19 protein-coding genes and 1 pseudogene are annotated in these 18,992 nt (G+C 56.7%); 11 read left to right on the top strand and 9 right to left on the bottom strand.

Annotated features, from left to right (window positions below; all coding sequences use genetic code 11):
- Positions 1 to 147: 147 nt before the first annotated feature.
- Positions 148 to 819 carry an outer membrane protein gene (locus tag G5306_RS16400; RefSeq protein WP_421313186.1) on the top strand — a complete coding sequence of 224 codons (672 nt, stop codon included), beginning with the start codon at positions 148 to 150 and terminating at the stop codon, positions 817 to 819.
- A 194-nt stretch (positions 820 to 1,013) separates the two neighbouring features.
- Positions 1,014 to 2,195 (top strand): alginate lyase family protein, encoded by a 1,182-nt coding sequence (locus tag G5306_RS16395; RefSeq protein WP_201931626.1) that lies wholly within the window; start codon positions 1,014 to 1,016, stop codon positions 2,193 to 2,195.
- A gap of 146 nt (positions 2,196 to 2,341) precedes the next feature.
- Here the strand turns inward: G5306_RS16395 and G5306_RS16390 are convergent.
- The 5 genes and pseudogenes from G5306_RS16390 to fabV all read right to left on the bottom strand — a co-directional run.
- Positions 2,342 to 2,449: pseudogene (locus tag G5306_RS16390) on the bottom strand (IS481 family transposase); the annotation flags it as partial.
- Positions 2,450 to 2,673: 224 nt separating this feature from the next.
- Complete coding sequence (locus G5306_RS16385) at positions 2,674 to 3,279, bottom strand: hypothetical protein (protein ID WP_421313183.1); 606 nt, start codon at positions 3,277 to 3,279, stop codon at positions 2,674 to 2,676.
- 130 nt (positions 3,280 to 3,409) lie between these two features.
- Positions 3,410 to 4,594 carry an NAD(P)/FAD-dependent oxidoreductase gene (locus G5306_RS16380; RefSeq protein WP_421313181.1) on the bottom strand — a complete coding sequence of 395 codons (1,185 nt, stop codon included), beginning with the start codon at positions 4,592 to 4,594 and terminating at the stop codon, positions 3,410 to 3,412.
- A 149-nt stretch (positions 4,595 to 4,743) separates the two neighbouring features.
- Positions 4,744 to 5,268 (bottom strand): non-heme ferritin, encoded by a 525-nt coding sequence (gene ftnA / locus G5306_RS16375; protein WP_005339225.1) that lies wholly within the window; start codon positions 5,266 to 5,268, stop codon positions 4,744 to 4,746.
- A gap of 92 nt (positions 5,269 to 5,360) precedes the next feature.
- Entirely contained in the window at positions 5,361 to 6,548 is a 1,188-nt protein-coding gene (gene fabV, locus G5306_RS16370; RefSeq protein ID WP_421313179.1) for an enoyl-ACP reductase FabV, read from the bottom strand.
- Between the two features lie 401 nt (positions 6,549 to 6,949).
- On the opposite strand from fabV, the gene G5306_RS16365 reads away from it, so the two are divergent.
- Both G5306_RS16365 and trpS read left to right on the top strand, forming a co-directional pair.
- Positions 6,950 to 7,387 carry a universal stress protein gene (locus G5306_RS16365; protein WP_005339229.1) on the top strand — a complete coding sequence of 146 codons (438 nt, stop codon included), beginning with the start codon at positions 6,950 to 6,952 and terminating at the stop codon, positions 7,385 to 7,387.
- A 192-nt stretch (positions 7,388 to 7,579) separates the two neighbouring features.
- Positions 7,580 to 8,593, top strand: coding sequence for a tryptophan--tRNA ligase (gene trpS / locus G5306_RS16360; RefSeq protein ID WP_421313177.1), 1,014 nt, complete (start codon positions 7,580 to 7,582; stop codon positions 8,591 to 8,593).
- On the opposite strand, the gene G5306_RS16355 is transcribed toward trpS, so the two are convergent.
- A complete protein-coding gene (locus G5306_RS16355; RefSeq protein WP_005339232.1) occupies positions 8,572 to 9,531 on the bottom strand; it encodes a LysR family transcriptional regulator in 960 nt (319 codons plus the stop codon). The genes trpS and G5306_RS16355 overlap by 22 nt on opposite strands.
- A gap of 91 nt (positions 9,532 to 9,622) precedes the next feature.
- Here G5306_RS16355 and G5306_RS16350 point away from each other — a divergent pair, with 91 nt between their 5' ends.
- Positions 9,623 to 10,522 carry a DMT family transporter gene (locus G5306_RS16350; RefSeq protein WP_005355734.1) on the top strand — a complete coding sequence of 300 codons (900 nt, stop codon included), beginning with the start codon at positions 9,623 to 9,625 and terminating at the stop codon, positions 10,520 to 10,522.
- A complete protein-coding gene (locus tag G5306_RS16345; RefSeq protein WP_158111039.1) occupies positions 10,507 to 10,668 on the top strand; it encodes a hypothetical protein in 162 nt (53 codons plus the stop codon). The genes G5306_RS16350 and G5306_RS16345 overlap by 16 nt, the downstream gene beginning before the upstream one ends.
- 504 nt (positions 10,669 to 11,172) lie before the next feature.
- Here G5306_RS16345 and G5306_RS16340 read toward each other — a convergent pair.
- Positions 11,173 to 11,634: a DUF6314 family protein gene (locus G5306_RS16340; RefSeq protein WP_421313175.1), complete on the bottom strand. Its 462-nt coding sequence runs from the start codon at positions 11,632 to 11,634 to the stop codon at positions 11,173 to 11,175.
- A gap of 39 nt (positions 11,635 to 11,673) precedes the next feature.
- Between G5306_RS16340 and G5306_RS16335 the strand changes: the two genes are divergently transcribed.
- Positions 11,674 to 12,528, top strand: coding sequence for a carboxylate/amino acid/amine transporter (locus G5306_RS16335; RefSeq protein ID WP_139741965.1), 855 nt, complete (start codon positions 11,674 to 11,676; stop codon positions 12,526 to 12,528).
- Between the two features lie 6 nt (positions 12,529 to 12,534).
- Here G5306_RS16335 and G5306_RS16330 read toward each other — a convergent pair whose 3' ends face one another.
- Entirely contained in the window at positions 12,535 to 13,398 is an 864-nt protein-coding gene (locus tag G5306_RS16330; protein WP_040069586.1) for a GGDEF domain-containing protein, read from the bottom strand.
- 70 nt (positions 13,399 to 13,468) lie between these two features.
- Positions 13,469 to 14,182 carry a 3-deoxy-D-manno-octulosonic acid kinase gene (locus tag G5306_RS16325; RefSeq protein WP_005357122.1) on the bottom strand — a complete coding sequence of 238 codons (714 nt, stop codon included), beginning with the start codon at positions 14,180 to 14,182 and terminating at the stop codon, positions 13,469 to 13,471.
- A gap of 222 nt (positions 14,183 to 14,404) precedes the next feature.
- Between G5306_RS16325 and G5306_RS16320 the strand changes: the two genes are divergently transcribed.
- The 4 genes from G5306_RS16320 to spoT all read left to right on the top strand — a co-directional run bounded on the left by G5306_RS16320 (position 14,405) and on the right by spoT (position 18,991).
- Positions 14,405 to 15,457, top strand: a complete 1,053-nt coding sequence (locus tag G5306_RS16320) for a glycosyltransferase family 9 protein (RefSeq protein ID WP_266135178.1) — start codon at positions 14,405 to 14,407, stop codon at positions 15,455 to 15,457.
- Positions 15,458 to 15,760: 303 nt separating this feature from the next.
- On the top strand, positions 15,761 to 16,387 hold the full coding sequence (gene gmk / locus G5306_RS16315; RefSeq protein WP_005339253.1) for a guanylate kinase: 627 nt from the start codon (positions 15,761 to 15,763) through the stop codon (positions 16,385 to 16,387).
- A gap of 79 nt (positions 16,388 to 16,466) precedes the next feature.
- Positions 16,467 to 16,742, top strand: coding sequence for a DNA-directed RNA polymerase subunit omega (gene rpoZ / locus G5306_RS16310; RefSeq protein WP_026456240.1), 276 nt, complete (start codon positions 16,467 to 16,469; stop codon positions 16,740 to 16,742).
- Between the two features lie 131 nt (positions 16,743 to 16,873).
- Positions 16,874 to 18,991 (top strand): bifunctional GTP diphosphokinase/guanosine-3',5'-bis pyrophosphate 3'-pyrophosphohydrolase, encoded by a 2,118-nt coding sequence (gene spoT / locus G5306_RS16305; protein WP_019446267.1) that lies wholly within the window; start codon positions 16,874 to 16,876, stop codon positions 18,989 to 18,991.
- Position 18,992: the final 1 nt, after the last annotated feature.

Below are 18,992 nucleotides of genomic sequence, written 5' to 3'. Positions count from 1 at the left end.
ATAGCACCTTACACATCTTTTGCCACCTCCCTGCAACAGGAACTTTCCTACAGGTATATGCCTGCGCAATAAGGTATTGTGGCAACTTTAGCTAGGCGTTAAAGGTATTTCATTGGCGCTGACACCAACCATTAGAAGGATAATAAAATGAACATGACGCATACTCTACTCATTCTTTCGGCAATGGCATATCAAGGCGCAGCCAATGCCGAAGGATATTATATTTCCGGCAAAGCGATGACTGGTAGTCAATATGCCAGCAGCATGGACACCAGCCTGCGCCCACGCATTGGCAGTTTTATCGAAGTTGATAACCAAAGCAGTACCAAACGCGGAACCTTTGCATTTGGTTATGCATTCAACAACAATTGGCAAGTGGAAGCTGAATATAACACCAGCGTCGATTCACACTTTCAATCTGGCAGTTCCCGATTTGCCAACTCACTGAATAATTACCAGATCGACTCAGAAAAAATGATGGTGAATGCCTATAGGCACTTCCCCGTGTATGGCAATCTGTCACTGTATGGTCAGGCCGGCCTCGGGATCGCCAAAGTCAAGGTGGGTGGCTGGCAGAGGGTGCAAGAAAACCAGTTTGCAACCAACAAGCAGACCAATATTGCCTACTCCATTGGAGCCGGTGCCCGAGTGGCTGTGAATGCAAATATCTCTGCTGATCTGGGGTATCGCTATACCGACCTGGGCAAGGTAGAAAGTGGCTTTAACAATTTCCAGAACTTTTCTGGCTTAAAAGATGAACAACTGAAAGCGCACCTGACAGAGCAGGAAATATACTTCGGTCTCTCTTACAATATGTAACAAACATCGTCTATATAAAGGCATCAGTCTCATTGATGCCTTTATATATTAATTTTGGATTTACATCTCGCCCCTGTTATGCTGCGGTTTCGTTATCTAGATCAAATTAGAACTTTATAAAAATAGAAGAATTTATTTTCGCAATAGCTAGAATCTCCTAATGGTTACGGTAAAAGATAAAATGGATACGTAAAATGACAAAAAAAGCTGCTTTATTTTCAATTTTATTTTGGCTTTTCTCACCTGTGAGTCAAGCTGAGCAAAAAACGTTTTTTCATCCAGGTGTTTTCATTAGCTACAAACAATTACAATTTGTTCGATATAGCTTAACAGAAGAGCCATGGCAGACAGCATATGTCAATATACTAAAAGATAATCGAGCTCAATTGAGTTATAAACCCACTGCACATAAAATAGTTGAGTGTGGCCCATTTTCTAAACCTGATATTGGTTGTACTGATGAAACCAGAGACTCTCAGGCTGCCTACACCCAAGCTATATTATGGCGTTTAACCGGAGATGCACGCTATGCAGAAAATGTACGGAACATTCTAAATGCTTGGGCTAATACCCTAACGGAAGGGCACACCAATAGTAATGCGCCATTACAGGCAGCCTGGGCTGCGCAGATGTTTACCCGCGCAGCAGAAATTATCAAATATAGTTATAAAGAGTGGCCCCCAGCAGAAAAATATATCGTTTCCAAATGGCTTACAGAGCAATATTTGCCTAATATTCGTGCCATGTTTAATAATAAATGCAACAACAGTAATTGGCATGCCAGCGGTATTGAGGCAATGGCAAACATTGCTGTGTTTACTGATAACCAAACCCTTTTTACAGAGGCCATTTATAAGTGGCGAGGTCTGGTAAACGCTTATATATATTTAACATCAGATGGACCACGCCCCAACAACCCCGTAGGGTGCTCACTACCCCCCACAGAAATAGAAAAGAAATGGTACTATCCAGCAACGTATATTGATGGACTCGCATTGGAAAGTTGTAGAGATTTTGAACATACAGCCTATGGTCTGGCAGCGATCATAAATGTGGCAGAAACAGCACGTCTACAAGGAATAGATCTGTACCAAGATCAAGAATCTCTAGCAGAAGAGCGTCTTACAAAAGCGATGGAGCTACATAGTAGTTATGAAAATCGTCAGCCTGGGTTAGGGAGACTATGTAAAAATAGTGAGCATTTTAACAATAGCGTGAAAGGCACTTTCGAGGTTGGCTTTAATCACTACGCAATGCGTTTAGGAATGAACCTTCCACAAACTGAACAGTTTTTAAAATTATCTAGGCCAACCAAAGGTTATTTCCACTATCTGTGGGAAACATTAACTCATGGACTAACAGGTGATGTTAGATAGGAAAAATAATGTAGACATTAATCCGGCGTGGTTGACCATATTCGCCATCAAGTCATGATATCCCCAGACCTAGATCTATGGTCCTTAAATGAGGTGATTCGGTTGAAGTCTGAAACAATCGGTGTTTTTTTAATCACAGTATCTCAGATAGTTTTAAACGGGGCTCTCCATCTCAAGACTTTTAGATGCTTCGCGAAGTTGTAAGCTGTGATGAAGGCCCGCATATGGGCCTTCAATGGATCGAAGTCTGGATAGATGCCACTGGCAAAAGCCTATGTTCGGCCAAACCAAATCCCCGGATTTAGTTCACTACCACATTACAACTTGCCTGCAAACGACATGACTACTTAGCGCTTATTAGTACTGTAGTTTTAACTGTTTTATTGTGGTAGAGGTTATGTTGGAAGTACCGTTAACATCACAAAGAAATAGCAGCAACACCTGGATTAAACACCTTTTCAGTTTTTTAAATACTTTATTATTTCCGCAACAGCAGAGCTTCTTCAAACAGCTGTTGGGCATGACTAGCATTGATATGCTCAAACAATGCTGGATCAGGACAATGAAGAACCTGAGCACGTAACCGATGAATGTCTTGCCCCGCAAAGGCGGGTTTATTTGTAAGAAATAGTGCGTAAATATTTTGATAGACAGACGCACGATTTTTCTTTGCCAATTCAGATGCTGTATGCCACAAAGTATTACCCGCAGTATCGATCAGGCATTTCCCACCTTTGGAAAAAACCCGAACCGGCAATTTCAATGGCAACTCAGGGAGACGCTTGCACGACTGTGCCGGCACCTGACCCTTGATTAGTGGCCGTCCTGGCGATGACCAATAGATAGTTTTTTGCGAACTTAATAACTGACAGGATACTGGAATACGCAGGGTAAACAAATCTTCGATTATACCGCCTTGTAATGGCACCAATTTATCATCACCCCGTAAAAATAGCTCTCCCTGGACGCTGGGTGTGATTAGCATCATGCGCAAGAATCCATCCCGATAGCTTTGGAACTGAAATGACTCTGCAGCCCATGACCATTGAAAAATACATAACAACCCTATCACCCGAGCAATCATCTAATACCCCTTTTTCATAAGGGGCATATTTCATTGCACTCAGTTGAACAATAAAAGAGCTCGCCACACAAAAAGGAAAGTTCTTACATGAATAGGTATGGCAAGATCTCTGCACAGATTTTTCTTCCTATCAACAGAACTGGCCAGCCACCCAGCCGGAGGACCAGGCCCACTGGAAGTTGTAGCCACCCAGCCAGCCGGTCACATCCACCACTTCGCCGATGAAGTAGAGGCCGGGCACCTTGCGCGCTTCCATGGTCTTGGAGGAGAGCTCGTTGGTATCGACGCCGCCCAAGGTCACTTCAGCGGTGCGATACCCCTCGGTGCCGTTGGGCAGGATCTGCCAGTCACCCAGCAGGTTGGCCACCGCCTCCAGCTCCCGCTCGTTGTACTGACGCATCGGCTTGCTGACCAGCAGACCCAGTTCCACCAGCTTGTCGACGAAGCGCTTGGGCAGCTCGCGCCCCAGCACGGTTTTCAGCTCCTGCGCCGGGTGCGCCTGCGCCCATTCACGCAGGGCAGCCGGAATATCCAGCTCCGGCAGCAGGTTGATGTGGATCTTCTCGCCGGCATGCCAGTAGGAGGAGATCTGCAGGATGACGGGGCCGGAGAGGCCGCGATGGGTGAACAGCATCGCCTCCTTGAAGCGGGTGCCATCCTCGGCGGTCACCGCTACCGGCAGGCTGATGCCCGCCAGATCGGCAAAGGCCTCTTTCTCCGCCTGATGGAGGGTAAAGGGCACCAGACCGGCACGGGTCGGCAGCACGTTGAGACCGAACTGCTCCGCCAGCTTGAAGCCATACGGGGTCGCGCCCAGCTTGGGCATGGAGAGACCGCCGGTCGCCACCACCAGCGAGTGGCAGCCGATCTCACCCTTGCTGGTGGTCAACACAAAGCCTTCGTCCTGCTTGCTGACGGTGAGGATCTCGGTCTGGAACTGCAGGGTCACCCCGGCCCAGTCACACTCGGTGAGCAGCACATCGACGATATCCTTGGCACTCTCGAGACAGAACAGCTGCCCCAGGGTGCGCTCGTGATAGTTAACCCCGTGGCGATCCACCAGATCGATGAAATCCTGCTGGGTGTAGCGGGCCAGCGCCGACTTGCTGAAGTGGGGATTCTCCGACAGGTAGGCGTGAGCGCCCGCCTGATGGTTGGTGAAGTTGCAGCGACCACCGCCACTAATGAGGATCTTGCGGCCCGGCTTCTTGGCGTTATCGAGCACCAGCACGGAGCGGCCACGGTAGCCCGCCTGCGCCGCACACATCAATCCGGCCGCACCGGCCCCGATCACCACCACATCGACCTGCTTCATCATCACTCACTTATCAAAATAGAAACGGCACCTGGCCAGAACCGAGATTGCCTCTGGCTGACATCACAACGGTGACTGCCCACCAGAATAAACAACGGCCCTTAAAAGGGCCGTTATTGTACTGGCTGAACACTAAGTGTCCACGACTATCAGGCGTTGCTGTCCATGATGCTGGCAGGGGCGCCCTTGGCCAGTTCGGCCAGCTCCTTGTCGATGAAGTAGAGGCCTTTGCCATCTTCACCCACCAGACCCAGACGGTCGACGATGCTCTTGAACAGCTTCTCCTCTTCATGCTGCTCGGCCACATACCACTGCAGGAAATTGAAGGTGGAGTAGTCCTGGGTAGTGAAGGCTACGTGAGCCAGACCATTGATGCACTTGGTGATGTGGTACTCGTGCTCCAGGGTGGTACGGAACACGTCACCCAGCGACTTGAACTCGTGGGGAGGGGCATCGATGGCACCCAGCTTGGGCATGGCGCCGGTCTCGCTCACGTAGGTGAACAGACGCTCCATGTGCTGGCGCTCCTCGACCGCGTGCTGGCGCAGGAAGGTCGCCGCCCCTTCAAAGCCCTTGTCTTCGCACCAGGCGCTCATCTGCAGATAGAGATTGGAGGAGTAGAACTCCAGGTTAATCTGCTCGTTCAACTTCTCGATCATGGCTTGGGCCAGCATCTTGTTTCTCCTCAGTGATTTGGTATCGATTGTCGCCACACTCCCGCCGCGAATCAACCCGCCAACGAGAGGGAGATCCCGTTTCTTTCAGCTCAGGGGGTCAGCTCCCTAAGGGAGGCGACATCCACCGGCGCAGCATAATCGACGCCCGGCAGCTCGAAGCCGTTGAGCTGCATGAAGTCCTGCCGCAGCCCGGCAAAGTCCCCCAGCGCATGGAAATTGTCCGGCGTCACCTTGGGCCAGAGCGCCGAAACGGCGGCCTGAATAGCCGGGTCCAGCTCGTGGTCATCCATCCGGATCAGCCGGTTGCCATCGGCCACCACCCCATTGGCCCCATACATCTTGGCGGCAAACAGTCGCTGCATCTGCTCAATGCAACCTTCGTGTACACCGCGCTCCTTCATCACCCCCATCAGCAGGCCCAGATAAACCGGCAGCACTGGAATATAGGCGCTCGCCTTGGTCACCAGCGCCTTGCAGACCGATACCCAGGCGTGGCCGCCAATCTCGGCCAGTTGCAGGTTGATGGTCTCGGCGGTGGCGTGCAGATGCTCCTTGGCATAACCGATGGTGCCATCCCGATAGAGGGGATAGGTGGATTCGGGGCCGATGTAGGAGTAGGCCACGGTTTGCGCACCGGGGGCGAGACAACCGGCCTGCTGCAACGCCTGCATCCAGAGCTGCCAATCCTCGCCCCCCATCACGGTGACGGTGTCGCGGATCTCCTCCGGCGTTGCTGGCGCCAGCGACTGCTGCACCAGGGTATCGCGCTCCAGATCCAGCCCCCAGCCGCTAAATGGCTGGCCTGTTGTCTTGAGCACCGAGCGCACTTGCGTGCCATCGGGCAGCACCCGGATGCCGCTTGCGAGCGAATAGATCACCAGATCCACCTGCCCCAGCTGCTGGCGGATGGTGTCGATGGCCTGCTGGCGCATGCCATCGGAGAAGGCATCGCCAATCAGGTTGATGGCGATACGCCCCTCCTGCTCCGCCTCCTTGCGAAACCAGATGTTGTTGTACCAACCGGCGCTGCCCAATCCTTTGTCGGAAGGGCCGCGCTCGAAGGAGATGCCGATGGTGTCGGCACCAGCCCCGAAGGCGAGTGCAATGCGCGACGCCAGTCCAAACCCGGAGGAAGCCCCCAGCACCAGCACCCGCTTGGGGCCGTTGAACGGGCCAGCGGCCTTGATCCGTTCGATCTGCTGCTGCACGGCGGCGCGACAGCCGATGGGGTGACAGTTGCGGGCAACACAACCTTGAATCTGGGGATGAATGATCATGGGAAGGCCTCCAAAGAAACTGGCTACAGCATAACCAAATCGAAGGAGATTAACTTGATGCCGGATCGCTATCAGTCAGAAAATCAGCGGGAATTGAGGCAGAAAAACAAAAGGGAGCACGTGGCTCCCCAAAGCGGTATTCAGATGCTTTTTGTTGTTTTGTGTTCATTGCGAAGCACGGGCCCATCCTATGCCTCTCCCCCCTGATCGGCAAGCCGAGGGGTGTGACCGGCGTCAAACTCTTGTTTAATTTATAGGCAAATAGTGGTTAATAACTGAGTGGCTGACCCTGTGTCACACGTCATTAAACTCATTTAAATCCCAAAACTGTGCCTGAGGCACCATTTTAGTTTCAGCAGAGATTGGTATAGTGGACTGAAGGATCGGTAAGGAGAACCCCCATGAGTGGAACAACCTATTACAAGCATATTCTGGCCGCGATCGACCTCTCTGAAGACAACCGCAAGGTGATCGACAAGGCGGTGGACAGAGCCCGCTCCAACGGCGCCAAGCTGTCGGTTATCCATGTCGATGTGGACCTCAAGGATCTCTACACCGAGATGATCGATATCGACATCGACAACGTGCAGGATCAGGTGATCGCCGAAGCGAAAGAGAAGCTGGAGGCATTTCTGGCCTCGGTGGACTATCCCATCGAGAAGAAGCTGGTGATCTGCGGCGATCTGAGCGAGCGGGTCAATCAGGCAGTCAAGGAGTACGAGATCGACCTGCTGGTGTGCGGCCATCGCCAGAGCTTCTGGAGCCTGCTCACCTCCAGCGCCCGTCAGCTGATGAATACAGTGCCCTGCGATCTGCTAGTCGTCCCCTTGCAGAAGTAATGAAACCGGCGTAGTGTGATTTGCTATGAATATGACCGCATTCAATCACAACTACTGGTGGTGCTGCTCCTAAACAGGCGGCACCGCGTTTCTATTGTAAATTTCCCAAAGAAAACACCGTGACCGCCGAGAGGCGGTCAACTGTTTTTATCCCTTTGTCGCCTCCCGGCTCACCCAACTGGAGAGAGTGACATGCACGACCCCGTTATCCTGACTGGCGATCGTCCCACCGGCAAACTGCACATCGGCCACTATGTCGGCTCCCTGCGCCAGCGCGTCGAAGCCCAGCACCACTACCGTCAATTCGTGATGATCGCCGATCTGCAGGCGCTGACCGACAACGGCCACAACCCGACCAAGGTGACCGACAACGTACTGGAGGTAATGGCAGATTATCTGGCAGTCGGCCTCGACCCGGCCAAGACCACCTTCTGTCTGCAGAGCGCCCTGCCCGCCCTCGCCGAGCTCACCTGCTACTACCTCAATCTGGTCAGCGTCGCCCGGCTGGAGCGCAACCCCACCGTCAAGGCGGAGATCCAGCAAAAAGGGTTCGAACGCACGCTGCCGGCCGGTTTTCTGGTCTATCCGGTGAGTCAGGCCGCCGACATCACCGCCTTTCGCGCCAGCCACGTGCCGGTTGGGGAAGATCAGCTGCCGATGCTGGAGCAGACCAACGAGATCGTCCGCCGCTTCAACTCTCTGGTAGGCAAAGAGGTGTTGACCGAATGCCAACCGATCCTGAGCGACACCGGCCGCCTGCCCGGCATCGACGGCAAGGCCAAGATGTCCAAATCCCTCGGCAACACAATCGAGCTCGGCATGTCGGCGGAAGAGGTCAAACAGGCGGTGTTCGCCATGTATACCGACCCCAACCACCTCAAGGTGAGCGATCCGGGTCAGGTGGAGGGAAATACGGTGTTCGCTTATCTCGATGCCTTTCACCCCGACAAGGCGCTGGTCGCCGAGATGAAGGCGCACTACCGACGCGGTGGACTGGGGGACATGCGCTGCAAACAGGTGCTCAACGACTGCCTGCAGACCCTGCTCGCCCCGATGCGGGAGCGCCGTGCCGCGGCCATCGCCGACAAGAAGATGCTGCTGGAGCTGCTCTATCAAGGCACCGAGCAGGCTCGCATCATCACCGATGAGGTATTGGCGGAGGTGAAAAGCGCCATGGGGCTGGATTACTTCGCCAACATCCGCTGAGCGGGGGTCCCGAGCGCATCGTCGCCGTAGAGGTCGAACACCAGCTGGTGCAACAAGCTCTTGAACCAGCCTATCGCCTCGTCGTGGGCGGTGAGCGGGTGCCCCGCCATCAGGTAGACGATGGGGATTGCGGGGTCGAGCTGGTGCATCCGCAGCGGGTAGTAGCGGCAGAAGTGGCGCCCGATCATCTCGGGCACCACCACCAGATAGCGGCCGGTCGCCATCAGTGGCGGCACCGCCATAAAGCTCGGCAACCGCACGCCCAGCTCCCGCTCCACCCCGAAGCGGGCCAGCCAGAGCTCCACCATCGCCTGACTGTGACCCCAGCTGGAGGTGTGGATGTGGGGACGGCTCACCAGCTCGACCGGAGTCAGCACATCGGGCAATTCGCTGCCGAGCGGCGACAGGCAGACCAGCGGGTTGTTGAACCACTCCTCCCGCCACAAGCGGGGTGAGAGGTGATTCGCCCCGGCGAAACCGATCACCAGATCCAGCTCCCCCTTCTCCAGCTCCCGCTCGTAGTTGCTGTCGGCCAGCTCGCACACCTCCAGCCGACAGTGAGGGGCCTGCCGATGGAGCCGCTCCACCAGCACCGGTACCAGTCCGTGCTCTACCGAACCCGGGGTGGCGATGCGGAAAATCCGCCGCGCAGTGGCTGGATCAAACCCCTTGGCCTGCCGCAATCCCTGCTCCAGCATCGCCAGCGCCTGCCGTACCGGACCGGCCAGCGCCTTGGCTCGCTCGGTCGGCATCATCTCGCGCCGACTCATCACGAACAGCGGGTCATCCAGCGCCACCCGCAGCCGCCCCAAGGCGTGACTGACGGTGGATTGGGAGAGATGCAGCCGTTCGGCGGCACGGGTGACATTGCGTTCCTGCATCAGCATGTCGAATACGGCGAGCAGGTTGAGGTCGAGACGGGCGAGCGAGCTATCCATCGATATTTGCCATAGTTAAATGCCAACAATTCATTTTTACCATAGTAACAGATTGCCTAGAATGCGCTGGCTTAATACATCGGAGATTCAAATGCGTAGCTATCTGTTATTGCTGGCCATTGGCCTGCTGTGGGGTTCCCAATTCATTTTCATGCACCAGGCCGTTGCCGAGTTGCCCCCCATTCTGGTGGCTGCCGGTCGTGCCCTGTGCGGCAGCCTGACCCTGGGTCTGCTCTGCCTGTTCATGCGGCTCAAGAGTGAGCACACCCCGTGGCGCACCTATATGCTGATCGCCCTGCTGGATGCCACCATCCCCTTCATCATGGTCGCCTGGGGCCAGCAGTATGTGGATAGCGCCATCGCCGCCGTAGTCATGGGTTGTATCCCGTTTGTGACCATTCTGGCTGCACCGCTGTTTATTTCTGGTGAAAGAATCACCAAAACCGGGCTGCTTTCCGTGATCATCGGCTTTGCCGGTGTACTCACCCTGTTCTGGCCGAAACTCTCCCAGGGCATGAACGCTGGTCTGCTCGGTGCCATGGCCATCCTGCTGGGTGCCAGCTGCTTCGCCATCGGCCTGCTGATGATCAAGCGCTTCGCCAAGGACCATCCGGTCGTGGTCGCCCGCAATATCCTGATCTCCTCGGCAATCCAGTTGCTGCTGGTCGCCCCCTTCATGGTTGACCTCAGCAGCCTGACCCTGCCGAGCACCCAGGCCCTGAGCGCGATCACCGTGCTGGGTACCCTCTGCACCGGTCTGGTCTACTTCCTCTACATGGCGCTGATCCAGAAGGCCGGCCCGACGTTCGCCTCCTTCAGCAACTATCTGGTGCCGCTGTTCGGCGTGATGCTGGGTGCCCTGTTCCTCGGCGAGCAGATCCACCCCACCACAGGTGTTGCTCTGGCCCTGATCCTCGGCTCGGTCGCCATGAACCAGTGGGCGCAGCAGCGTCGCATGCAGCGCGAGGTCTCCCTATGTCAGGCATCCTGACCACACTGTGCGGTGGTCTGGTACTGATTGCCGGCTGGCAGTATCGCCAGCGGCTGGCCGGGATCCTGGGCCTGCTGATGGTACTGCTGCCCTGGCTCTTCGATAGCAAGCTGCAAGCCATGCTGAGCTATGCCCTGAATGCCTGAAGTCCATCTCTGAATGTGTGACGAGAGTCTATCTCTCCTGTTTTTGGGACTGTTTTAAAAAACCTCCGATTTGTCCCCCGCTACCGGCGCTCTGCGCCGGTTTTTTTATGTTCGAGATCAGGAGAAGACCGTTACCTGTTATCAACTGTTTTGATGGGGGGCTGATCTAACAGTGGTTTCTCACCAACAGTGAATCCTTAAAGAACTGGGTATTAGGAATAAAACCGACTCATTAAGGTAATTTACATGCGTACTGATCTTGTCATATCCGATACCCTTCATGCCTTGGCGACCAATAGTCCGTTAGAAAACCTATGCGTTGCCGTAGCAGCGTTTGCCCTGATAAGGCTGATAAACGCTTTTGCAGAGCTACTGACAACATAGAGTGTGAGCAACACCTTCACGGGAAACTTAGCCGAGCTCGCCAGACTGATACACATTCCACCAGTCAGCCTGATATATCAGACTGACTGGCCAAAAAAGCCAACGACAACCATCTGAAACTCAAACCGAATAGCGATAGCTGAGTCGCTCGTTCTTGCGCGGCCCGGTGATCTGCCAGCTCAGCAGAAAACCGCCGTCTATCTCGGTCAGCTCGGCGCTGTAGTGATCCGCCCCGCACAGATGGGGCTCGGCGGTCAGCCAGCAGCCATCCCCCTGCGGCAGCAGCTCGAACAGTTCGACCGGCTCCTCATAACGCAGATGGGAGAGACGGATCCCCCGCGCACTGCGCTGCCACCAGAAGCGGTTGTGCATGGCGAGCTCCCTACCATGAGGCGTGATGTAACGGCCCTGCTCGTTAAACAGCCAGCCTCCCTGATGATCGGTCACCTGCACACGCCCCTCGCCCCGACCATTCCAGTCGGTCGCCGACCCCTTGCCATTGCTGGCGGTAAAGGAAAATGCTCCGACCTGTGGCAATCGCCCCCATAAACGCTGGATTGCCGCTTCCATCTCGGCCATCATAGCCCCCTTAAAATTGACAACTGACGATAAATCAAACACATGAACTACTTGATAGGGGTCACCCTGCTCTGGTCATTCTCCTTCAGCCTGATCGGGGTCTACCTCGCTGGTCAGGTCGATGCCTACTTCTCGGTGCTGACCCGCATCGCCCTCGCCAGTCTGGTGTTTCTCCCCTTCCTGCGCCGCCGCTGGCTGCGCCCCGATCTGGCGGCCAAGCTGATGGCGCTGGGCGCCATCCAGCTCGGCATCATGTATCTCTTCTACTACCACTCCTTCCTGCTGCTGACGGTGCCGGAAGTGCTGGTCTTTACCATCTTCACCCCCATCTACGTCACCCTGCTCCACGATCTGCTGGAGGGGCGCTTCAAGCCCACCTATCTGTGGGGCGCCCTGCTGGCGGTGCTCGGGGCTGCCGTCATCCGCTTCGACGGCCTGACCGAAAGCTATGTGCTGGGATTTATGGTGGTGCAGGGGGCCAACCTCTGTTTCGCCCTGGGTCAAGTGGGCTACAAGGTACTGCTGGCACGGGAGGCGGAGCAACCGCCGCAACTGGCGGTGTTCGGCTGCTTCTATCTGGGAGCGCTGGTGATCGCATTGCCCGCCTGGTGGCTGCTGGGCAAGCCGCAATACCCAACGTCAGGGTTGCAGTGGGGCATTCTGCTCTGGCTGGGGGTGGGTGCCTCCGGCCTAGGCTACTTCCTCTGGAACAAGGGGGCGACACTGGTCACCAGCGGGGTGCTGGCCATCATGAACAATGCGCTCATTCCGGCCGGCTTGCTGGTCAATCTGCTGCTCTGGGGCAAGGATACCGACCTGACCCGACTAACCATCGGCGGCCTGCTGATGCTGGCCTCGCTCTGGGTCTGCCAGCGTGACAAGCGCGGCCAACCTTGACCTCACTCAGCCGACGACGGTGTTGTGCTCCCGTCTGGCCTGACTGTGACAGCTGGCCAGCCGGGCCAGCAGATGATCGAGCTGCTCGCCAGCCTGACTCTGCACCAACCCGATGCTGACGGTGACCGGCCGCTGTGACAGCAGGCTGGCATCGGCAATCTCGAGGCGCAGCCGCTCGGCGATCTCCAGCGCACTCATCCGCTCGGTCTGGGAGAGCATCAGGATAAAACCGTCCTCATCCCAGCGGGCAAAGGGATCTTCCCGCCGCAGTTCGTGGCGTACGATACGCGCCAGCTTGGCCAGCATGGCGTCGCAAGCCGCTTCGCCAAACAGTTGCTGGATTTTGGCCATGTGATCGACCGAAAACTGCAGCAGACTGAAAGTGCCACTCTCGGTCGCCAGCCGCTCCTCCAGCAGTTGCTCGAAACGGCCACGGCTCTCCAGACCGGTCAGCGGATCGGTGCCATGTCGCTCCTCCACCAGCACGGCAGCGGGATCGAGGTGACGGACGACCCCCAGCAGATAACCCCGCTCATCGCGACGCATCCGCTCTTCCAGCCGGATGTAGTGACCGTGATGATGCAGAATGCGGTATTCGAGGCGCAGACCGCTGCTGCGGCCGCTCTGGCAGGCGAGCAGGGCATCCTCCAGCCGGGCAACATCGTCGGGATGAACCCGATCCAGCCAGCCGAGATCATCCGGCCAGCACTCTCCCAATCCCAACAGGCGCAGGCAGGAGGGATCACGCTGCAGTCCGTGTTGGGCTGACCAGCTCCAGATCCCCGCCTCCAGCAGCGCCATGGCATCAGACAGCAGACCCGGATCAAGCCGGGCAGTCACATCGACCAAAGGTGTCTTGAGCATTTCCATGGGGCGCCTCGAAACAGGATCTGAATACCTGCTCAATAAGTAACATTGGCGTTCACGCCGAGCAACAGGGTCAGATCGCTTTTCCCTGATACCCGTTCATCAAGGTCTGCCAGTTCTCCGGTACGAAGTGGAAACTGGTATGCAGTTGAGACTCTTTATTGAATGAACGGAGCAAGCGTTCCAGATTGGCCTTCTGCCATTCGCCGGGGGAGCGGATCGCACCCTTGTCAAAATCGATCACCCACACCTTGCCCTCTTTATCGAGCAGCAGGTTGTGGCTGTTGAGATCGGCGTGATAGACCCCGGCATCGTGCAGCTGACGCACTGTCTGACCTATCTTGTGCCACACCTCGGTCGCCACCGGCCCCTGCTTGAGCAACGCCACCATATCCTTGGCACCGCGAATTCGCTCGATCAGGATATCGGCACGATAGAAGGGTCCCTGTTTGACCATGCGGGCACCAAACGGACGCGGCACCGGCAGCCCCAGCTCGCACAGCTTGGCCAGCAGGGTGTATTCGGCCATGGCGCGGCTCGACTCGACCCCTTCGAACCAGAAGCGATCCCGCACCACCTTGCCCACCATGCCGCCGCGATAGTAGTGGCGCAGCACCAGATGGCGGGACTCATCCTTGACGAACCAGGTCACCCCCCGCCCGATGGAGGTTCCCACCACCTGACGGTTGTTCTGCCACCAGGCAGGATCGAATAACTGGGGAGAGGGGTCGCGAAAGGCCCCTTCGGCATACCAGCAGATCTGGTTGTGTTCGGTCTGTACTCGCATCGTGGAGATCCCGCTCGGTGGGTCATGGATCGCAATTTTTCAATTGGCGATGAGGCTGCCGCTCTGGCATGCCCGCAATAGTGGCCTTTAATCAACGACGTGCAGAGACAGGTCATGGCGCTGGGCCCGGCCTATCCTGGCTGACGATTGTGCGCAATTTTACAATCCACAGGGGAGTTTGCATAATGCCATCCACCCTTTTTGCCAGCCGTGCGCCACAACATGCCGCTATTTCAAACGCCCCCCTCCTCCATCTGCATCCTGCGGCTCTCCGCCATCGGGGATTGCTGCCACGCACTGGCGCTGGTGCGCGTCATCCAGCGGGAGTGGCCACAGACCCGTATCACCTGGATCACCGGCAAAATCGAGGCAACCCTGTTTGCCGATCTGCCCGGCGTCGAGGTGATCCCCTTCGACAAGAGCAAGGGGTGGCGCGGCTATCGCGATCTCTGGCAGACCCTCAAGGGGCGCAAATTCGATGCCCTGCTCCACCTGCAGGCGGCGATGCGGGCCAGCATCGCCACCCTCGGCATCAAGGCCAAGGTCAAACTCGGGTTTGATCGGGAGCGGGCCAACGACGGCCAGTGGCTGTTCACCAACCACAAGGTGCCTTCGCCTGCCTCTCCCCATGTGCTGGACGGTTTCCTCGCTTTCGCCAAAGAGCTCGGCATCAAGGATCTGACCCCGGACTGGCAACTGCCCATCAGCGCCGATCATCAGGCGTGGGCAAGGGAGAAGATTGGCGGCAAACCGACTCTGCTTATCTGCGCAGCCGCCAGCAAGGCATTCAAAAACTGGACGGCCGCAGGCTATGCCGCGCTGGCAGATCACGCCGCCAACAAGGGCTTTCAGGTCTATCTCTGTGGCGGGCCTGCCAAACTGGAGCGGGACCTGGCTGCCGAGATCCAGCGCTTAAGCCAGAGCAAACCGGTCGATCTGGTGGGGCAGACCAACCTCAAGCAACTGCTGGCGCTGATTGGTGAGGCGAGTCTGGTGCTGGCCCCCGATACCGGCCCCACCCATATGGCCACCATAGTGGGCACGCCGGTGATCGGTCTCTATGCCCACCACAATCCGGCCCGCACCGGCCCCTATCTGTGCCGCGACTACGTGGTCAGCGTCTATCAGGAGCTGGTCGAACAGGAGACCGGCAAGCCGCTGGCCGAATTGAGCTGGCGCACCCGTCTCAAAGACCCGGAGGCCATGCGAAAAATCACCAGCGAGCAGGTGATCACCGCCTTCGACCGCCTCTGTGCAGATCGTCAACTGCCGTAATGACAGGGCACCTCGGGAATTCCGAGCCATCAGGCAGGGATAACCTGATAGCCTCTGCCCTCAGCCAAAGGCACAATGCAGGCTGATGTGGGTTACGCTCCCGCAGCAAGCTACGAATACTTTGATCGGCTGGAATATGATTCCGGCCGTTTTTTTATTCGCCGCATTCTGGTAAAATTCGCCGCCTTTACATCCCCCTGACTCAAGAATTTTCCGCGTTTTGCGTTTGGCTGTCTCCCTTTCGGGCACAAGACGGCGGTCTCTGCTACAACCAAAACAGCGGTTTCGATTAAAGGTAATAATATGGCGCAACAAGGCACACTCTATATCATCTCTTCTCCGAGCGGCGCGGGTAAATCCAGTCTGCTCAATGCCTTGCTGACCAACCACAATCAAGCTGGCAAGATGCAGCTATCGGTTTCCCACACCACTCGCGCCACCCGCCCGGGCGAAGAGCACGGCGTACACTACCACTTCGTTCAGGTGGAAGAGTTCAAGGCGCTGATCGAGCGTGGTGATTTTCTGGAATGGGCCGAAGTGTTCGGCAACTACTACGGCACCTCCCGCGCCGCCATCGAAGCCTGTCTGGCCAAAGGGATCGACGTATTCCTCGACATCGACTGGCAGGGTGCCCGCCAGATCCGCGAGCAGATGCCGACCAAATCCATTTTCATCCTGCCCCCCAGCCGCGAAGAGCTGGAACGCCGCCTGATTGGGCGCGGTCAGGACAGCGCCGAAGTGATCGCCGGCCGGATGGCGAAAGCCATTGCCGAAATGGTGCACTACGACGAGTATGACTATGTCATTATCAATGAAGACTTCGAGCAGGCGCTGTTCCAGCTCAGGTCCATTATTGAGTGCCAACGGCTGGAGATGCGTCACCAGCAACAGGCTCAAAAAAACTTGCTGCAACAGCTACTGGCAGAGTAAGCCAAAAACAAGTAAACTTTTGCGTCATTTTTAAACACTGCTTTTCTAAATACAGAAAGCCCAAACACTGGAGTCCTGCATGGCACGCGTTACTGTAGAAGATGCTGTAAAACAGGTAGGTAACCGTTTTGACCTGGTGCTGGTCGCCGCGCGCCGCGCTCGTCAAATCGCGGTACAAGGCAAAGATCCCCTGGTTGAAGAAGAGAACGACAAGCCGACCGTGATCGCCCTGCGTGAGATCGAACTGGGTCTGGTGAACAATCAAGTGATGGACACCCAGGACCGCTACGAACAGCAAGAGCAGGAAGCCGCCGAGCTGGCTGCCGTTGCTGCCATCGCCGAAGGCCGCGGTTAAGTTATTCCTCCGGTTGGCACCCGCCCGGGTGCCGACTGTTCATCCCCATTTACAACCGCTCGAAAACCTCGCAAACTCAGGGCTATACCCTCAATTCCACGAATTGCCGTTTCACCGCTGCGGGGACTGTCTTGTATTTATTTGAAAACCTTAAAGAAATAGCCAGTTCCTACCTGCCGCCAGAGCAGGTTGAGAAGCTCAAGCAAGCCTATGTGGTGGCCCGTGATGCCCACCAGGGTCAGATGCGTTCCAGTGGCGAACCCTATATTACCCACCCTGTTGCCGTTGCCCGGATCCTGGGTGACATGCGCCTCGACCATGAAACCCTGATGGCCGCCGTGTTGCACGACGTCATCGAAGACACCTCTGTCACCAAGGCCGATCTGGCCGAGCAGTTTGGCAATGCGGTTGCAGAACTGGTGGCCGGGGTCTCCAAGCTCGACAAGCTGAAGTTTCGCGATCGCAAAGAGGCGCAGGCCGAGAACTTCCGCAAGATGGTGATGGCAATGACCCAGGATATCCGGGTCATTCTGATCAAGCTGGCCGACCGCACTCACAACATGCGCACGCTAGGCTCGCTGCGCCCTGACAAGCGCCGCCGCATCGCCCGGGAAACCCTCGAAATCTTCGCCCCCATCGCCAACCGCCTCGGTATTCACACCATGAAGAACGAGCTGGAAGAGCTGGGTTTCGAGGCGCTCTATCCCATGCGATCCCGCGTGTTGCGCGAATCGGTGCGCCGCGCTCGTGGCAATCGCCGCGAGATCATCGACTCCATCCAGAGCGAAATCAGCGGTCGCCTGAAAGAGGCAGGGATCGAGCATCAGGTCAGTGGCCGCGAGAAGAATCTGTTCTCCATCTACAACAAGATGGAGAAAAAAGAGCTGCAATTTCATGAGGTAATGGATATCTACGCCTTTCGTGTCAAGGTGAAGGACATAGATACCTGTTACCGGGTGCTGGGACAGATGCACAGCCTCTACAAGCCGCGCCCCGGCCGCTTCAAGGATTACATCGCCATCCCCAAGACCAACGGCTACCAGTCGCTGCACACCTCTCTGGTGGGGCCGCACGGGGTACCGGTCGAGGTGCAGATCCGCACCGAGTTCATGGACCAGATGGCCGACAAAGGGGTTGCCGCCCACTGGGCCTACAAGCAGGATGGCGACAGCTCGGGCACCACTGCCCAGATCCGCGCCCAGCGCTGGATGCAGAGCCTGCTGGAATTGCAACAGAGCGCCGGCAGCTCGTTTGAATTTATCGAAGGGGTCAAGACCGACCTCTTCCCCGACGAGATCTACGTGTTCACGCCGGAAGGACGCATCATGGAGCTGCCCGCTGGCGCCACGCCGGTGGACTTCGCCTACACGGTGCACACCGATATCGGCCATGCCTGCGTCGGTTCGCGGGTCGACCGCCACCCCTACCCGCTCAGCAGCCCGCTGCACTCGGGCCAGACGGTGGAGATCATCACGGCGCCGGGCGCTCGCCCCAACGCGGCCTGGCTCAACTTCGTGGTGACCACCAAGGCACGATCCAAAATCCGCCAGTTCCTCAAGAACCTGCGCACCGAAGAGTCGGTGGTGCTGGGTCGCCGCCTGCTCAACCATGCGCTGGGCGCCAAGAATATCGAAGACATCCCCGAGCCGCGCATCAAGCAGGTGCTGGCCGATACCAAGCATGAGAACCTGCAGGGGCTGCTGGCCGATGTGGGCCTCGGCAACGCCATGAGTGTCATGGTGGCGCGCCGCATGCTGGGGGATGAACTGCCGCCGGAAGAGCAACCCAAGTCCAGCAGCAAGAAGATGCCGATCAAGGGTGCCGACGGCATGCTGGTCACCTTCGCCAACTGCTGCCGTCCGATCCCGGGGGATGCCATCATCGCCCACATCAGCCCGGGCAAGGGTCTGGTGATTCACCAGGAAGCCTGCCGCAACATCAAGGGCTACAGCAAGGAGCCGGACAAGTACCTGCCGGTGCAGTGGGAAGTGGACAAGGAGCAGGAACAGGAGTTCCGCACCGGCATCAGCATCGAGATCGTCAACCATCAGGGTGCGCTGGCCGAGCTGGCCAACGTGATTGCCGCCACCGGCGCCAACATTCACGCCATCAGCACCGAAGAGAAGGATGGCCGGGTCTATCAGGTCAGCCTGCTCATCACCACCAAGAGCCGCATCCACCTGGCCAACATCATGCGCAAGATCCGCGTGATGCCCAACGTGCTCAAGGTGAGCCGACAGAAGAACTGAA

Origin of the sequence: Aeromonas sp. 603404 (genome assembly GCF_049171775.1) — a bacterium.
GTDB lineage: Bacteria > Pseudomonadota > Gammaproteobacteria > Enterobacterales > Aeromonadaceae > Aeromonas > Aeromonas veronii_A.
This window is presented reverse-complemented; position numbering and strand designations above follow the sequence as displayed.

What these genes read in the sequence shown, in the direction of transcription:
- ftnA (WP_005339225.1), bottom strand. Translation starts at nt 5,268, where the DNA reads ATGCTGGCCCAAGCCATGATCGAGAAGTTGAACGAGCAGATTAACCTG.
- G5306_RS16330 (WP_040069586.1), bottom strand. Translation starts at nt 13,398, where the DNA reads ATGGAAATGCTCAAGACACCTTTGGTCGATGTGACTGCCCGGCTTGAT.
- G5306_RS16325 (WP_005357122.1), bottom strand. Translation starts at nt 14,182, where the DNA reads ATGCGAGTACAGACCGAACACAACCAGATCTGCTGGTATGCCGAAGGG.
- gmk (WP_005339253.1), top strand. Translation starts at nt 15,761, where the DNA reads ATGGCGCAACAAGGCACACTCTATATCATCTCTTCTCCGAGCGGCGCG.
- G5306_RS16385 (WP_421313183.1), bottom strand. Translation starts at nt 3,279, where the DNA reads ATGATTGCTCGGGTGATAGGGTTGTTATGTATTTTTCAATGGTCATGG.
- G5306_RS16355 (WP_005339232.1), bottom strand. Translation starts at nt 9,531, where the DNA reads ATGGATAGCTCGCTCGCCCGTCTCGACCTCAACCTGCTCGCCGTATTC.
- rpoZ (WP_026456240.1), top strand. Translation starts at nt 16,467, where the DNA reads ATGGCACGCGTTACTGTAGAAGATGCTGTAAAACAGGTAGGTAACCGT.
- G5306_RS16365 (WP_005339229.1), top strand. Translation starts at nt 6,950, where the DNA reads ATGAGTGGAACAACCTATTACAAGCATATTCTGGCCGCGATCGACCTC.
- G5306_RS16400 (WP_421313186.1), top strand. Translation starts at nt 148, where the DNA reads ATGAACATGACGCATACTCTACTCATTCTTTCGGCAATGGCATATCAA.
- G5306_RS16350 (WP_005355734.1), top strand. Translation starts at nt 9,623, where the DNA reads ATGCGTAGCTATCTGTTATTGCTGGCCATTGGCCTGCTGTGGGGTTCC.
- G5306_RS16335 (WP_139741965.1), top strand. Translation starts at nt 11,674, where the DNA reads ATGAACTACTTGATAGGGGTCACCCTGCTCTGGTCATTCTCCTTCAGC.
- fabV (WP_421313179.1), bottom strand. Translation starts at nt 6,548, where the DNA reads ATGATCATTCATCCCCAGATTCAAGGTTGTGTTGCCCGCAACTGTCAC.
- G5306_RS16395 (WP_201931626.1), top strand. Translation starts at nt 1,014, where the DNA reads ATGACAAAAAAAGCTGCTTTATTTTCAATTTTATTTTGGCTTTTCTCA.
- G5306_RS16380 (WP_421313181.1), bottom strand. Translation starts at nt 4,594, where the DNA reads ATGAAGCAGGTCGATGTGGTGGTGATCGGGGCCGGTGCGGCCGGATTG.
- G5306_RS16340 (WP_421313175.1), bottom strand. Translation starts at nt 11,634, where the DNA reads ATGATGGCCGAGATGGAAGCGGCAATCCAGCGTTTATGGGGGCGATTG.
- trpS (WP_421313177.1), top strand. Translation starts at nt 7,580, where the DNA reads ATGCACGACCCCGTTATCCTGACTGGCGATCGTCCCACCGGCAAACTG.
- G5306_RS16345 (WP_158111039.1), top strand. Translation starts at nt 10,507, where the DNA reads ATGTCAGGCATCCTGACCACACTGTGCGGTGGTCTGGTACTGATTGCC.
- G5306_RS16320 (WP_266135178.1), top strand. Translation starts at nt 14,405, where the DNA reads ATGCCGCTATTTCAAACGCCCCCCTCCTCCATCTGCATCCTGCGGCTC.